We start from the raw sequence: 15,743 nt of genomic DNA, 5'->3' as shown, positions 1-15,743 counted from the left end.
TCCCTCTTTTGGGAGAAAATCTTCACTTTATTACCCTCGTTTCAACGTTTATCTGTTAGAATAAATCCTAAATTTTAATTTCTACACAAAGAGGAGCTTCCATGTCACTTAAAGTAGCAATCAACGGTACCGGAAGAATCGGAATTATCGTGGCAAAGATCATTGCTGAGCGTAGCGATATTGAGCTGGTAGCTCTCAATACCACCTCTAAACCTGAAATGTTGGAATATTTACTCAAATTTGATAGTGTCCATCGCGGTATTGATGCCAAAGTGATCGATGAAAATACGATCTCTATCGGCGGAAAAAATGTCCGTATGTTTCGTGAGAGAGATATTGACAAAGTAGACTTCGGCAGTACCGGAGCGGAAGTGGTTATCGAATGTACCGGTGTGTTCTTGGATCAGGAGAGCTGTGCGAAACATCTCAAAAACGGCATTAAAAAAGTGATTATGTCCGCCCCTGCGAAAGATGATTCTCCAACCTATGTGTACGGGGTCAACTCAGATAGCTACAAAGGGGAAGCGATTATCTCCAATGCGAGCTGTACTACCAACTGTCTGGGACCGATCTGTAAAGTTTTGGATGATGCGTTCGGGATTGAAAACGGTCTCATGACCACGATCCACTCGTATACGAACGATCAGAATATTTTGGATGTTAAACACTCAAAAGATCCTCGCCGTGCACGTGCCGCAGCGTTGAATATGATCCCTACCTCTACGGGTGCGGCAAAAGCGATTGGCAAAGTAATGCCTCAATTGCTCGGTAAACTCAACGGTTATGCAATGCGTGTACCGACTCCGGATGTTTCCGTGGTAGACTTGACGGTAAATTTGAAAAAAGCGGTGACCAAAGAGGATATTCACGCGGCATTTAATGCGGCGGCGGCGGGATCGTTTAAAGGGCTTCTCGAAGTCGATAACGACAAACGGGTATCATGTGACTTTATCGGTTCAACCTACAGCTCAACCTATGTTCCCGATATGACCAGCGTGGTTGATGGGACAACGGTTAAAGTACTTGCATGGTATGACAATGAATGGGGATATAGCAGCCGTTTGGTTGATATGACGGTACTTATCGGTACACGTTAATGTTACGCTATACGAACCATTTCGAAACCAAAACGCTTGACCCTTTTACTCTTGAAAAAGGGTTTGAAGCGGTACGGTATGAAGCGGTCTCCGGTGACGTCGGATATTATCATCTCCCCCTCTCTTCACAGCCTCTTGTAAAAGAATTGGAGGAGTTGCGCGATGTGTTAGATCGTCGTTTTAATACGATCGCTATCATTGGGATCGGCGGATCGTCTTTGGGAATAAAAGCGATTGAGAGACTTCTTCGCCCCAATACTCCGAATGCCAAAAAACTCATTTACCTCGAAAATTCCGACCCTATCAGTATCATGAGCGAAATGAAGCAGATTGATAAGTTTCGTACCCTTTTTGTGGTGATTTCCAAATCGGGCGGGACGGTAGAAACTCTCTCGATCTTTAAACGGCTGATCGTGAGCTTTGAATTACCTCTGGAAAATTCGGATCAGATCTATATCGTGAGCGATGATGCCTCTCCTCTTGCCCATTTTGCCGATGAATATCATCTCCGCCGATTTGTCATTCCGAGCAATGTCGGGGGGCGGTTTTCGGTCTTAAGTGCTGTAGGGATGGTTCCTCTGACGTTGGCAGGCTTTGATACGGGATCAATCCTTCGAGGCGCTCAGACGTTTTTAGAGCAGTTTTGGAACCGCGAAGAAGATCACATGCTTCAAAAAGCGGCGTTCTACGTTACGCACAGTGATCAGTACCCTATGAATGTGTTGTTTGCCTATTCGGATACGTTTGAAGAATTCGGAAAATGGGTCGTTCAGATATGGGGCGAATCGTTGGGAAAACGAAACCGTGTCGGCGGACGGGTAGGGCTAACTCCGATCTCGCTGATCGGATCGGTGGATCAGCACTCCTTTTTACAGCTTATCATGGAAGGTCCGCTCAACAAAACCGTTACTTTCATGCATATCGAACACTCTGAAGAGCATTTGATGATTCCGGAACTTTCCCTCAAATATTTGGAGAAAAGCGATTTTGTAAACGGTAAAAGTTTTAATGACTTGATCAATGCCCAATGCCATGCAACGATGCAGAGTGTTTTGCAAAGCGGAGTTAGCGTGGATGAGATCGCATGGAAGCAGATAGATGAAGCGTCTGTCGGTGAGTTAATCCTCTATTATGAGCTGTTAACCTCATTAAGCGGAGCATTGCTGGAGATCAATACCTATGATCAACCCGGTGTTGAAGTGGGCAAAAAGATTCTAGGAACCTATTTCAACCGCTAAAAGTTTAGGCAAAACGCCTAAGCTTTCTTCATTAAATCTTCTTCTGACTCTTTGTTGATAGAATCCATTAGTGTAAATAGATGTTGACTGTGTTGTTCCATCTCTTCGAAACTGCTCAAAATAATCTCTTTGTGCTCAATGGTGTGATCTTCTTTTTCTACATATTTAGTGTTTTCCAATACGATCTTGTGAACCATTTCATGAGGCTTGCTCAGAGCACTGAAGCTTGGTAAATGGGAGAATCGTTCTTTTCCCTCTCCGCTGTCATACCATTTACCGAATCGGCAATTGTGGTGATCAGAAAATTGTGTTTCAAGCTTACCGTTCGCAATACTTTTATAGGCATTGGATTTGTAGATAATATGGTCAATTTTAGCTAAGGTGATAAAAGTAGTGTTTTCGATGGCTGTTGTTTGTAATGCCGCTTTTTTGGCATCTTCGTTGAACATGTACAATGTTTGACGGAATGAACTGATAGATTCGCTTGATTCTTGGGCAATGACATTCATATCTTCGGAGTTTGAATGAATTTCGGTTGTCTCTTGCTGAAGCGTTTGAACTGCGATTCCGATCTCTCCGGTCGCTTTTTGGGTACGTTCTGCTAGTTTACGTACTTCATCGGCAACAACGGCAAACCCGCGTCCATGCTCACCGGCTCGTGCCGCTTCGATAGCCGCGTTGAGGGCGAGGAGATTGGTTTGGTCGGCAATGTCTTTGATGAGATTGACAACGGAGCTGATCTCCCCTGTCTTATCATTAAGGGAATGAATAGCATCGGCTGAAACTTGTACTAACTCAATGAGGTGACTGAGTTTGGTGATAATCTCCTCAAGCTCATAAACACTGTTTGAAGATTTATCGGAGGTGGTTTGGCTGATTGCGGCAATAGTATGGAGCCGTTTGATGGTATTTTGAAGATCGGATTGTATTACTTCCATTCCGCCTCCAATACCTGCTCCGATTTGTCCGAGTGCACTGTTTAGGATCGATTTTTGAATATGCAGGTAGGTTACATGCATCGCATCGATTGCTTTATTAACGAAAGCACTTGCCTCTTTGTATTCTCCTTGCAATCCTTGGATGTTGATTTTTCGGTAAAACTCATCTCGGCTGGCTGCTTCAACGCTTGCACGGATTTCACGGATAAATACTTCGGTTTGATCGAGCATATTGTTAGTGTTCCAGCATAGATCATTGAGTTCCCCGTGATCTTTTATCTGGGTAATTCGACTTTCGAGTTGCCCGATTTCCGCTTTTTTAATAACAGAAGCAACTTCGTGAATGGTCTTTTGCGCTTCTCGTATATTGATAAAAACAAACCAAGCAAGCCCAAAATTAGCGATATTGACAAGGCGTATCCAACTCCAGCCATATAAAACCACTTCAATTAAGAGTGCAATAATAAAGAGTACAATAGAGATGATATTGGCATATTGTACTTTAGAGAGAGAGGATAAATTCGTCATAAGACAGCCCTTTTTCTGTAAGTAAATTATTTAGGTAGGTTTCGGAAGCACTGATCCCTCCGAGACGCTCCTGCTGGAGAAGTGATGCGTATAACGGTTTGATTACTTTTAACGCTTTTTCGGAAGGCATGCGACGAACAGAGTGATAGTTTGTAATCTCTTTATTCGGACTAAAAGAGGGGGTTACATGGGCAAATACCCAATAAAAGTCTCCGTTTTTTGTTTTGTTTTTGACATAGGCAAAAATCTCTTTTCCCTCTTTAATGCGGCTCCATAGGAGCTTGAAAACTACTGATGGCATATCTTCATGCCGTAAAATTTTGTGTGGTTGCCCAAGCAATTCGAACTCGTCATAGCCTGACATTTTGATAAATAAAGCGTTTCCGTAGGTGATTTTGCTACTTAAATCGGTCTTTGAAACGATAAATTCTCCCTCACCAAACGTTAGCTCTTGATTCGCCATCTAATATCTCCGTTGTTATAATTAAATCTCATAAACCGTTTTCGTTAGTCTAACAGCCATTTCCTAAATTTTTTCCCTTTTATAGGCTGATTGAGTAGCTTTTGATAGATATTTTCCGCTTTGTTACGCGTGATTGCAACGTAGCTAAGGTGATCGAGTTGATCTATCTTTCCGATCTCATCTTTGTTTAATCCACACTCATGAATCAGAGCTCCGACAATATCTCCGGCTCTGAGTTTCTCTTTTTTACCGGCATCGATACAGATGGTACGCATGAGGGTTTTTAGTGTAGATACATCTTTTGTACTAGGAAGCTCAATCGGGGTAATTGAGCGCTGTAATTCCATAAAACGATCATACTGATGGTGATTGACGAGGGTAATCGCGATACCGTTTTTACCGGCACGACCCGTTCTCCCGATACGGTGAGTATAGCGTTCATTTTGGATCGGTACTTCGTAGTTGATAATCGCATCAAGTCCTTCAATATCGATTCCCCGTCCTGCGACATCGGTCGCTACGAGGATAGGGGCGCTGAGATTGCGAAACTGAATGATCGCTTCGTTTCGGTCAAACTGCTCCATGTCCCCGTGTAGGGTTAACGCATGGATACCGATACGATTTAGATCGTCGCACAACGCATTCGCATCCACTTTGGTATTGCAAAAGATGATAGTGTTGCTAATATCATGCAGGTGGAGGATTTTGGCGATAGCGGGGAGCTTATCGTTGCACAGATAGGCTACCTCTTCGATCTTCGGTTTGCTGATAGCGTGTTCCGCTTGAACCATAACCGGATCTTTCATAAACTCGGAAGTGATCGTTTGAATAGATTCGGGAAAGGTCGCCGAGAAGAGAAGGTTTTGGCGCGAAGGTGGAGTATATCCCAAGATAGCGGTAATGTCTTCGATAAACCCCATATCGATCATTTGGTCGGCTTCATCGAGTACAACACTTTGGATCGCGGAAGGGTCAAATGCTTCCATTTGGAGGAGTTTCAAAACACGCCCCGGAGTCCCGACGATGATATGGGCACCGTGTTTGAGAGAGTGAATCTGTCCTTTCATCGGAACACCGCCGCATAGGGTGAGGACTTTGATATTTCCCATCTCGGAGGCGAGTGAACGGATAACTTTGGCTACTTGTTCCGCAAGCTCGCGGGTAGGGCAGAGGATGAGTGACTGGGTACCGAACATCCTAGGATTGATCCGCTCCAATACCCCAAGACCGAACGCCAATGTTTTTCCGCTCCCCGTAGCGGCTTGGGCGATACAATCTTTTTTTTGTAAGATCACAGGAAGTGCGGTTGATTGGATAGAGGTCATGTTTGTGAATTCAAGGCGTTTTAGAGCTTCTTTGAGAGGTGGTCGTAATGCTAAAGTGTCGAAGGTGGACATTAGGTCGCTTTGTGGTTAGATAAAGAGATTATAGCATAGATGAATAAACCCCGCAGAGGAGGGGTTTTCTGGGGTAGCTTAAACAGCTTTAATGGTGACGCCGTATTTTTCTTCAGCGACGTTACGTGCTTGAAGTGCGTAAGACGCGATTTCGTTAAAGTTGAGATATTTATACACTTGATCCGCTTTTCCTGCTAATTTCTCAGGAACGATACTCATGTATTCTGCAACTGTAGGGATACGCCCAAGTTTTGCACAAACGGATGCGAGTTCTGCACTTCCGAGATAGACTTGTGTCCCTTTACCTAAACGGTTGTCGAAGTTACGGGTAGAGGTCGAGAAGACGGTTGAGCCCTCACGAGAACTCGCTTGGTTACCCATGCAGAGTGAACATCCCGGAACTTCGGTTTGTGCCGCAATCGCTTTATAGACGTCGTAGTAGCCTTCGTTGATGAGTTGTTGCTCATCCATACGGGTAGGCGGTACGATCCAGAATTTTTCAACCGCGATTTTGCCTTCGCCGCGCATTACTTCACCCGCCGCACGGTAGTGACCGATGTTGGTCATACAGCTTCCGAGGAATACTTCGTTGATTTCAGTTCCCGCAACTTCGCTGAGCAATTTAACGTTATCCGGATCGTTCGGGCACGCCAAGATAGGCTCTTTTACGTCGTTTAGGTCGATTTCGATGATCGCCGCGTACTCTGCGTCGGCATCCGGTTCCATCAATGACGGAGCGGCCAACCACTCTTTCATTTTATCGGCACGGCGTTGAAGGGTACGAGCATCTTCGTAACCGTCTTTGATCATCGCTTCGATCAACGTGACGTTCGATTTTAGGTACTCGATGACCGGTTCTTTGTTAAGACGAACGGTACATGCCGCCGCTGAACGCTCAGCCGATGCATCGGAAAGTTCAAATGCTTGCTCTACTTTCATGTTCGGTAACCCTTCGATCTCCAAAACACGTCCGTTGAAAATATTTTTCTTCCCTTGCTTCTCAACGGTCAACAAACCTTGTTTGATCGCATAATACGGGATAGCGTTTACCAAATCACGCAATGTGATACCCGGTTGCATCTCCCCTTTGAAGCGTACCAAAACCGATTCAGGCATCTCAAGCGGCATAGAACCCGTAACACCCGCGAATGCTACGAGACCTGAACCCGCAGGGAAACTCACACCGATCGGGAAACGGGTATGTGAGTCACCGCCGGTTCCGACCGTGTCAGGGAGAACCATACGGTTCAACCATGAGTGGATAACCCCATCCGCCGGACGAAGAGCGACACCGCTGCGTGAGCTGATGAAGGCAGGAAGTGTTGCGTGCAATTTCACGTCGGACGGTTTTGGATATGCCGCTGTATGACAAAATGACTGAAGCACGAAATCAGCCGAGAAACCGAGAGCCGAAAGCTCTTTGATCTCATCACGTGTCATCGGTCCTGTAGTGTCTTGGCTCCCTACGGTACTGGTCATAGGCTCACAATACATACCAGGGCGAACACCTTCCATACCACATGCTTTACCGACCATTTTCTGTGCAAGGGTGTATCCTTTGCCCGTATCAGCCGGTTGGATCGGGGTTGCGAAAATCGTTGCCGGAGGCATGCCGAGTGCCGTACGTGCTTTTGCCGTCAAGCCGCGCCCGATGATGAGAGGGATACGTCCGCCTGCACGTACTTCATCTTCGATTGTGTTCGGGCGAAGCGAGAATTTAGCGATTACAGCACCGCCTTTTGTGATGGTTCCCGCACTGCAATCGATGTCGAGTACATCTCCTGTTTCCATTTGAGATACATCGGCTTCGATAGGGAGTGCGCCTGAGTCTTCACACGTTGCGAAGAAGATCGGAGCGATGATGCTACCGATAACGACACCGCCGGTACGTTTGTTCGGGATCCCCGGAATATCATCACCCATGTGCCATTGAACGGAGTTCGCCGCTGATTTACGGCTTGAACCTGTCCCTACAACGTCACCGACATAGGCGATCTGCATCCCTTTTTCTTTGAGTTCGGCGATTTTTGCAATCCCTTCAGGCATTTTAGCTGAGAGCATTGTAGTCGCGTGAAGCGGGATGTCAGAACGGGTAAATGCCGCGCTCGCAGGAGAGAGGTCGTCGGTATTGGTTTCACCCGGGAATTTGAATACGACAACGCTAAATTTTTCTTCTAAAGGTTTTTTGGAAGTGAACCACTCAGCATCCGCCCATGATTGGAGAACCTCTTTTGCGAATGTGTTTGTTTTTGAAAGCTCAACAATATCATTGAACGCATCGTATACCAAAAGGGTATGTTTGAGCTCATGTGCCGCTTCGTTGGCGATAGCATCATTGCTGAGGGCATCGATAAGAGGTTTGACATTGTAACCTCCTACCATTTTACCGAGGATTTTGATTGCCGCGATTTTGTGATCATTGCTGTTGATGTCACTGTTGTCTGCCAAGAATGCTTTTACTTCCCCTTGGACGACTTGGTGCAAAAATGCCGCTTTTACGTGAGCACCGTCATCAACACCCGGATTGACACGTTCTGCCAACATAGTAACTAATTCATCGTTTTTAGAACTCTCTGCCATAATGAGTTCAACAAGAGAAGTAACTTGTTCTTTGGTAAGTGGGAATGGAGGGATCCCCTGAGCTGCGCGTTCCGCTACATGTGCTTTGTATTCGTCCATAAAAGCCATAGTGACTCCTGTGCCTATTAATTTTGAATGATTATATCAGAAGAAAAAAGCTGTTTTTGAATAGTGTTACCAAAGTAAACATTTGTTTGGCGATATAATGGTTTAAATGGGTAAAAAAGTAACAATATTATTTATTTACACAAAAATAAGAAATCGATGTCGAATAAACGCGATGGTGGAAAAGTTACATATGGGTAAAAATGGGGAGATTCTCCACGCAAGGAGAATTAAAAAGGATCGTTTGCGATAATATCGCGGTTCCCTTTGGCATTCGGTGCGGAGAGGATACCGTTGTTTTCGAGTTGTTCGATAAGACGGGCAGAGCGGTTATATCCGATTTGGAGACGTCGCTGCAAATAGCTGATCGATGTTTTTTGTTCACTGAGGATGATGTTTTTAGCCTCTTCATAGAGTTCATCCGTCTCTTCATCATTTCCGCTGCTTCCATTGGATGCAACAATATCCTCTTTGTCGCGTAAAAATCGGCGATCGTATTCGGGTTCTCTCTGATCTTTGAGAAAATCGACCACTTTTTCGATTTCCACTTCGGTGCTCCACGGCGCATGAAGACGGACAAGACCGCTCATCCCCGGAGGGGTAAAGAGCATATCACCCCGTCCGAGGAGCGATTCGGCACCCATACCGTCAAGGATGATCTTACTGTCGATCTTTTGTCCCACTTTGTAGCTGATACGCGACGGTAGATTGGCTTTGATAAGCCCTGTGACGACATCGACACTCGGGCGCTGAGTCGCTACGATCAAGTGGATACCGCTGGCACGTGCCATTTGCGCCAAGCGGGCGATGGAGTATTCGACGTCTTTGCCGCTGGTCATCATCAAATCGGCTAACTCGTCAATGATTACTACGATATAAGGGAGTAGATCGCGTTTTTCGGCTTTTGCTTTTTCATTGAAATTTTCGATGTTTTTGGTACGGGTTTCAGACATCAACTGGTAGCGTCGTTCCATCTCATACACCATGTTATTGAGTGCCGAAATCGCCTCTTTTGGTTTGGTGATAACCGGAGTGAGCAAGTGGGGAATGTCATTGTAGATGGAGAATTCCAACATCTTAGGGTCGATCATCAGCAGTTTGAGCTGATCGGGGGAGTTTTTATAGAGCAAACTCAAAATCATCGAGTTAATACCGACACTTTTTCCGCTCCCTGTTGTCCCTGCGATGAGGAGATGCGGGAGTTTTTTGAGATCGGTGATAAACGGCTTTCCGACGATGTCTTTTCCTAAAATGAGGGTGAGGGGAGAGGCCGCCTCTTGGAAGAGTTTGCTCTCCAGCATTTCGCGCAGATAGATCGTCTCTACCGCTTTATTGGGGATCTCTATCCCTACCACGTCTTTTCCGGGGATCGGAGCTTGGATACGGATAGTTTGGGCTTTGAGCGCCATCGCTAGGTCGTCTTGAAGCCCTAAAATCTTGGAGACTTTGATATTTGCGGCAGGTTTGAATTCAAACGTCGATACGACAGGCCCCGCGTAGGTGCGTACCACATCTCCCTCGATATTGAAGTGTTTGAGCTTTTCGATCAGATCTCGGATTTTGTCATCGAGTTCCGCTTCGTCCACCAACGTTTGTTTTTTCGGAGGATTTTGAAAAAACTCCAATGGGGGGAGCTTGAAGTTTTTTGGCTTCTCTGTTACCCCTTTATCGATTTGTTCCAAAAGTATTTTATTCTCTTCGAGTTCATCGACTACGAGGGCGTGTTGTTTGGACTCTTTAACTTTTTTTGCCATGCTTAGGATGGTAGACTCTTTGGGTGCCTCTATGCTAATAGGCTCAGTATTATCCGTAATGAGCGGCTCTGAAAAGAGATCTTTTTCGGGTTCGACTGCCGGTATTTCCGAGATGATTTTATCGGATTTAGGCGGGATCGTTTCGGGTTGAAAATAGGGGTACTCATCTTCGCCCTCATCGGCGAATGCGATCGGTTCTTCTATCGTATCGGCTTGCGTTTTTGCCTCTTGGGGAACCGGTTTTTGAACTGCTTTAGGGGGCTTTGGGGTTGTAAGGGGCTTGTCCATGTACTCTTTGATCGGCTTGGCAAGCTCCGACAAACTTTGCTCCATCACCAAAACGATCGAGACGGTTGCCATCATGAGCCATAATATCCATAAGCCGAATCCGCCGATATAGACGGCAATATTATCCGCAACGCCTCCAATCAACGAGCCTCGATACTCTCCGCTGACAACCAGTGCCTGAAAAAAGAGGAGGGATACAAACAACAAGGCAAAAACGATACTCATCTCAAAACGGCGGTGGAGTTCTCCGGTATATTTGTACCAATAGAGGAGGGGAACCATGAGAAGCAAAAGATAGGTATAGGCTACGTAACCGAATATATGGACATTAAACGCCGCAAAAGAGGCTCCGTAAGCTCCGATAATCGACGCATCACCGATGATAGTGGCTAGTCCAAGATAAAATAAAATACCGAAGCCGGCAATAAAAAGTATATCGCGTAAAATAGTAGATCCTTAAAACAGGTATGAAAAGTAGGTTAATTATAGCAAAAAAGGGGCTAAAAGCCCATTTTATTGCAAAATGCTACATATAATTGACGAGAGAGAGTTTGGAGACTTTGGAGATATTCGATAAGAGTGCTTGATAATTAAGGCTCAGTTGTTGCAATCTCAATTGAGATTCGGCTATATCGGTGTCAATGACATCGGATTGGAGTTTTTTCGTACTAACGATCAGAAGATCAGATCTCTCAGCGGAAGATTGTAAAACTTGTGAATAAGAACCTGCTTCCGTTTGCAGACGACTGACATGATCACTGAGATCATCCATCATTTGAATACCGTTATGAATACCGAGATTACGCGGGTCTATCGCATCTGAACCGTCTGAGTGTTTTTTACCCTCTTCAACGGAACGGATCATTTTCTCGATTTGGTCAAAAAAATCAGTTTTCGGGTCACGGATGCTGATTGCATTGTTCGCATTGAACATCAACGCCGAACCTGATGTTACCGAATAATCTAAAGAAGAGGCATCATAGAGTGATACGGTAGCTTGCGTAACAGGATTGACTTTATCTTGAAATACCATTCGTCCGGCATGATCAAGGGTAGCCGAGGAGAGGGCATTTGCCGAAGTAATCGCCGTATCGTATTGAGTTGCATTATTGGCTGTCGGCAGGGAGCCGCTCATCGTCATGTTCACAACATCGAGAAGCTGTTGATAGGTTACGTCATCCGCTGCGGCAATAGTGCGGGTCGCATCGGCATTGTAGATATTAAACGGAGTGATCGCAACCCCGTTTACGGTGCCGCTGACCGACGATGCGGCCGCTAAATTGATCTGTATGTCATAAGCAAAGCCGTCGACGTTTTTGCCTTGAAGATTGAGGGTTGTACCTACCAAAGTAGTATTTCCTGAGACATCGATCAATTTGGTAGAGGCGGTGGCGGATGAGTTATCCGATTTTAATACTTGGGAGACATTAGAGAGTAATTTGGCGCCGTCTTGGGTGAAATTAGTACGATCGTAGTTGATCCCCTCGATAGTGTTAGGGGTACCCGTCGGGGTCGTAAAACCGCTTTTTGTGAACTCTTTAATGTATAAACCGGGAGTCGTGATAGCAGATGTCAGAAAGTCGGTAGAACCTGATTGCAGATTATCGATCTCCCCCACAGTTGCGGCATACAAAGCAGCATCAGAAATATTTGCGGCATCTCCCGCGTTGGTATTGTCAAAATCGACCGCACCTACCATATGAAAATCGAGTTTGCTGGAACCGGAGATTTTATCGATGATCTCGATTTGTCCGCGAGAATTGAGAGAAACATTGACTTGATCAGAACCGTATTCATTTTTGATGGCGGTGAGCAAATCATCCACCGTATCTCCCATAGTCAACGAGGTGACATGCTTTTTGAAAGTCGTTCCGTCATTTTTCGTACCTTGGATATAAAAATGAGGTGCATACGAGGTCGTTGTATCGGTATCGGTATCCCCCATCAGATCACGGATAGTATTGTTGCCGGTAATGTACGTTTCTTTTGAATCCGTTCGCGGTGTTGTGGTGTTGTACATAATATCGGGATACAAATCGGTTAAACTCACTTGTGCAACGTTGGAACTGATCGTTTTATTGATTTTGCTCTCATCACCCAAGAAAAGTTTAGATCCGCTGATATTGTATTTTTGTTTGATCCCTGAACCTAAAAACGCATCAAGGTCTTGGTTATTTCCTTGGTACGAACCGTCTGCGGCAATCGGTTTTACCGATGTTGCGGTTCCGGAAAAGAGGTATTGCCCTCCGATAGAGGTATTCGCTAACGTTAAAAGGTGATTTTGAAGACCGCGCAACTCTTTTGCAATCGCCTGAATACTGGTGTCTGAGTGAACGTCATTTGCCGCATTGATCAATTTGACTTTCATCGATTCGATGGTTTTGACAAACTCGCCGATGGTTGTATCGGTTTGTGTCGAGATTTTATAGGCATTTTGCGCACTGTCTTTGACTTGAGCGAGCGTGGTTAATTCATTATCCAAACGAAGAGTATCGACAAATATACTCGGGTCTTCATGGGCGTATTGGATTTTCAGACCGGATGCGATCTGTTTATTGACATCAAATAATTGTCTGTTTATTTTATTATTGTCGCCATATATGTTATTGTAATAAGATCCTGATGTTATTCTCACGTCAAATCCTTTTGCACAAGCTTACTGCATCTAAAGCAATAAAAGTTCCATACTCTATTATCGGCAAAAGTGAAATTTCTATTAGTAAAGTCACTTTTACATATTTTTAAGCAAAGAGTCCCTATAATTCCACCTCTTCACAAGACATGCCAGTGTGGTGAAATGGTAGACACGCCGGATTCAAAATCCGGTGGCGCGAGTCGTGGCGGTTCGAGTCCGCCCACTGGTACCACTCCTTAATCTAAAGCAATCCAGAAAAGTCCACAAAACCCCTAAAATACGAACTTTAACCCAATCTTCTAGTCTATGGCTATCCGCAATAATTCACTACTATCTAAGAATTTTAGGGATAGGATTAGGGATACAAATTTTAAAATATCCCTATCTTTTGAAGAGGTATCTCTATGGCTCGTAAAACTCTTCCACTATCTGACAAAGAAATCAAAAATGCAAAATCTTCTGAAAAAGAGTATAAATTATTTGATGGCGGCGGATTATATCTATCAGTACAGCCAAATGGTTCGAAAGGGTGGCGGCTGAAATATCTTTTTAAAGGAAATGAAAAGCGTATTTCACTCGGAACCTACCCCATAGTTTCTCTATCTGATGCTAGATCAAAGCGTGAAGAGTATAAAAAAGCGATTGCTTCAGGAATAGATCCATCACAAGAGAGAAAATCAAATAAAATAAAATTACAACTAGAGCAAGAAGAAGTTCAAAATACTTTTGAAAATATTGCAAAAGAGTTTTTGGAAAAACAAAAATTACGTCTTGGAGAAAAAACGTATCAGAAAAAAGAGGGACGATTTAAAAATCATATATTTGGTTCTATCGGTTCAAAAAATATTGACGATGTCACAGTTCAAGAGATCCTAGTCATTATTCGTAAGCTCGAAGCAAAAGGGCAGAATGAAACTGCTCACCGTATTTTAAATTTGATTGATCAAGTATATCAATACGGATTGGCTGTTGGACGCGTAAAACATAACATAGCAGCTGATATTAATCCTCGCCTTGCACTGAATCCAATTGTCGTTAAGCATATGCCAACTATCATCGATCCAAAAATTATAAAACTCTTTCTTCAAGGTGTTAATTGCTATAGTGGGACATTAGCGGTCAAAACAGCACTACAGCTTATGCCTTTTGTTGCTCTACGCCCTGCAAACATTCGTGCGGCAGAGTGGAAAGAATTTGATTTTGATAAAAAGATTTGGCGAATTCCAGCAGAAAAAACTAAAATGGGTTCTGAACATTATGTGCCATTGACGGATAGTATGATTAACATTGTCAAGATAATGGAGCCTTTGACGGGACAGGGAAAATATCTCTTTTCTACACAAACAAAAGGAAACGATCATCCTTTGAGTGAGAATACTTTGACGAAAGGGATTCGTATTGTTTTGAAAAACGAAAAGATTGATGCTGATATGGTGAGTCATGGGGCACGGTCTATGTTCAGCACACTGGCTTATGAACATTTTCAGGAGCATAAGATGATTTCAGAAGTCATTGAGCGCCAGCTTGATCATCGGGAACGTAATAAAGTGAAAGATGCATATAACCACGCAGAATATTTGAATGAACGTAGAGCCCTCATGCAATGGTGGAGTGATTACTTGGACCAGTTAAAATCAGAACAATAGTCGTAGCTTTATTAATGAAATATATTGCAATTTGACATATTTTTAATACAATATTGAACAACATTCTACAATACATATAAAATACTCTAATAAGGATCACTATTTATGGATATTTCAAAACATGATTATTTGGAAAAAGTATTAGAATCACACAAGATGAAGCACGTTAGTGATTTTGTTTCTAAACATACGACTATAAGAGACGAAATCAAATCAGAACTTCAATCAAACTATACAGGGAAAGTTTATATTCCAATTAATTCCGGCTCATATGCAAAACATACAGCAATCAATATTAAATTCGATTTGGACATTATCGTGCCATTTAAAAGAGACGCTTTTGAAACTCTAGAAGAAATGTTTGACAGCGTATATGACTTTCTATACGAAAAATACAAAGACAAAGCAACAGTAAGAAAACAAAAAGTTTCAATTGGTTTAGAGTTTTATCCTGATGAAGATGGAGAAGTTATAAACTTAGATATTGTTCCAGGGAGAGAATTAAACCAAGACCAATATTTAGAAGATAAAAAACTAAATTTATATGTAAACTCTTTATACGGTGTATTGAAAGAAAAAACATATATTCAGACCAATATTCAAGCTCAAATTGACCATATTACTGCTAAGCTAAATGAAAGAAAGAAGATCCGCCTACTTAAAGCATGGAAACACCATAATCGTGAAACTTACAAATCATTTTTACTTGAATTACTTGTAATTAAAGCTTTTGACCAAGCAAATATTGATGGTAATTTATGGGAAAAACTCAAAAAAACAATGGAATATATTCAAAATAATGTTAATCAAGAAGGATTCACATTGAAAGATCCTGGAAATAGCGGGAATAATGTTATTGATACTCTAAATACAAATGAGCGCCAAAAACTATCAGATACAATGAAAAGAATTATTGAAAATATTGAAGCAAATGATGACAATATCAAAATATATTTCCCCATAAATGAAAAATTTGAAGAAACAGATACTCAGCGCGGATACGGGATTAAAACGGCGAGTGCATCCGTCTCTATTCCACCCAACAATACAAGATTTGGCTTATAGTAAATTTTT

Annotated in this window: 10 protein-coding genes and 1 tRNA gene; 5 read left to right on the top strand and 6 right to left on the bottom strand. The window is 43.3% G+C overall.

Features of this window, described 5'->3' with window-relative positions; genetic code table 11:
• Positions 1-101 precede the first annotated feature (101 nt).
• Positions 102-1,097, top strand: coding sequence for a type I glyceraldehyde-3-phosphate dehydrogenase (gene gap, locus VFW36_RS02025; protein WP_329657155.1), 996 nt, complete (start codon positions 102-104; stop codon positions 1,095-1,097).
• On the top strand, positions 1,097-2,335 hold the full coding sequence (locus VFW36_RS02020; RefSeq protein ID WP_329657154.1) for a glucose-6-phosphate isomerase: 1,239 nt from the start codon (positions 1,097-1,099) through the stop codon (positions 2,333-2,335). The genes gap and VFW36_RS02020 overlap by 1 nt, the downstream gene beginning before the upstream one ends.
• Before the next feature lie 17 nt (positions 2,336-2,352).
• Here the strand turns inward: VFW36_RS02020 and VFW36_RS02015 are convergent, their stop codons facing one another.
• From VFW36_RS02015 to VFW36_RS01990, 6 genes are all read right to left on the bottom strand, one after another.
• On the bottom strand, positions 2,353-3,801 hold the full coding sequence (locus VFW36_RS02015) for a methyl-accepting chemotaxis protein (RefSeq protein WP_329657153.1): 1,449 nt from the start codon (positions 3,799-3,801) through the stop codon (positions 2,353-2,355).
• Entirely contained in the window at positions 3,776-4,264 is a 489-nt protein-coding gene (locus VFW36_RS02010) for a PAS domain-containing protein (protein ID WP_329657152.1), read from the bottom strand. The genes VFW36_RS02015 and VFW36_RS02010 overlap by 26 nt, the downstream gene beginning before the upstream one ends.
• A 44-nt stretch (positions 4,265-4,308) precedes the next feature.
• Positions 4,309-5,661, bottom strand: a complete 1,353-nt coding sequence (gene dbpA, locus VFW36_RS02005) for an ATP-dependent RNA helicase DbpA (RefSeq protein WP_329657151.1) — start codon at positions 5,659-5,661, stop codon at positions 4,309-4,311.
• Between the two features lie 78 nt (positions 5,662-5,739).
• Positions 5,740-8,349: a bifunctional aconitate hydratase 2/2-methylisocitrate dehydratase gene (gene acnB / locus VFW36_RS02000; protein ID WP_329657150.1), complete on the bottom strand. Its 2,610-nt coding sequence runs from the start codon at positions 8,347-8,349 to the stop codon at positions 5,740-5,742.
• A 227-nt stretch (positions 8,350-8,576) separates the two neighbouring features.
• The gene (locus VFW36_RS01995) at positions 8,577-10,835 is read right to left on the bottom strand and encodes an FtsK/SpoIIIE family DNA translocase (RefSeq protein WP_414720217.1); all 2,259 of its coding nucleotides are present in this window, start codon (positions 10,833-10,835) and stop codon (positions 8,577-8,579) included.
• A 79-nt stretch (positions 10,836-10,914) separates the two neighbouring features.
• Complete coding sequence (locus tag VFW36_RS01990; RefSeq protein WP_329657149.1) at positions 10,915-13,023, bottom strand: flagellar biosynthesis protein FlgL; 2,109 nt, start codon at positions 13,021-13,023, stop codon at positions 10,915-10,917.
• Between the two features lie 148 nt (positions 13,024-13,171).
• Between VFW36_RS01990 and VFW36_RS01985 the strand changes: the two genes are divergently transcribed.
• The 3 genes from VFW36_RS01985 to VFW36_RS01975 all read left to right on the top strand — a co-directional run bounded on the left by VFW36_RS01985 (position 13,172) and on the right by VFW36_RS01975 (position 15,734).
• Positions 13,172-13,255 (top strand) — tRNA-Leu (locus VFW36_RS01985).
• Positions 13,256-13,427: 172 nt separating this feature from the next.
• Positions 13,428-14,669 (top strand): tyrosine-type recombinase/integrase, encoded by a 1,242-nt coding sequence (locus VFW36_RS01980; protein ID WP_329657148.1) that lies wholly within the window; start codon positions 13,428-13,430, stop codon positions 14,667-14,669.
• A 105-nt stretch (positions 14,670-14,774) separates the two neighbouring features.
• Entirely contained in the window at positions 14,775-15,734 is a 960-nt protein-coding gene (locus VFW36_RS01975) for an SMODS domain-containing nucleotidyltransferase (RefSeq protein ID WP_329657147.1), read from the top strand.
• Positions 15,735-15,743: the final 9 nt, after the last annotated feature.

Origin of the sequence: Sulfuricurvum sp. (assembly GCF_036279695.1) — a bacterium.
Taxonomy (GTDB): Bacteria; Campylobacterota; Campylobacteria; order Campylobacterales; family Sulfurimonadaceae; genus Sulfuricurvum.
Note: the sequence above shows the minus strand (reverse complement) of the source record. Positions and strands in the feature narration are given on the sequence as shown.

Excerpts from the sequence above, each read along its gene's own strand:
- gap (WP_329657155.1), top strand. The coding sequence starts at position 102 with ATGTCACTTAAAGTAGCAATCAACGGTACCGGAAGAATCGGAATTATC.
- VFW36_RS01975 (WP_329657147.1), top strand. The coding sequence starts at position 14,775 with ATGGATATTTCAAAACATGATTATTTGGAAAAAGTATTAGAATCACAC.
- VFW36_RS01980 (WP_329657148.1), top strand. The coding sequence starts at position 13,428 with ATGGCTCGTAAAACTCTTCCACTATCTGACAAAGAAATCAAAAATGCA.
- acnB (WP_329657150.1), bottom strand. The coding sequence starts at position 8,349 with ATGGCTTTTATGGACGAATACAAAGCACATGTAGCGGAACGCGCAGCT.
- VFW36_RS02010 (WP_329657152.1), bottom strand. The coding sequence starts at position 4,264 with ATGGCGAATCAAGAGCTAACGTTTGGTGAGGGAGAATTTATCGTTTCA.
- dbpA (WP_329657151.1), bottom strand. The coding sequence starts at position 5,661 with ATGTCCACCTTCGACACTTTAGCATTACGACCACCTCTCAAAGAAGCT.
- VFW36_RS02020 (WP_329657154.1), top strand. The coding sequence starts at position 1,097 with ATGTTACGCTATACGAACCATTTCGAAACCAAAACGCTTGACCCTTTT.
- VFW36_RS02015 (WP_329657153.1), bottom strand. The coding sequence starts at position 3,801 with ATGACGAATTTATCCTCTCTCTCTAAAGTACAATATGCCAATATCATC.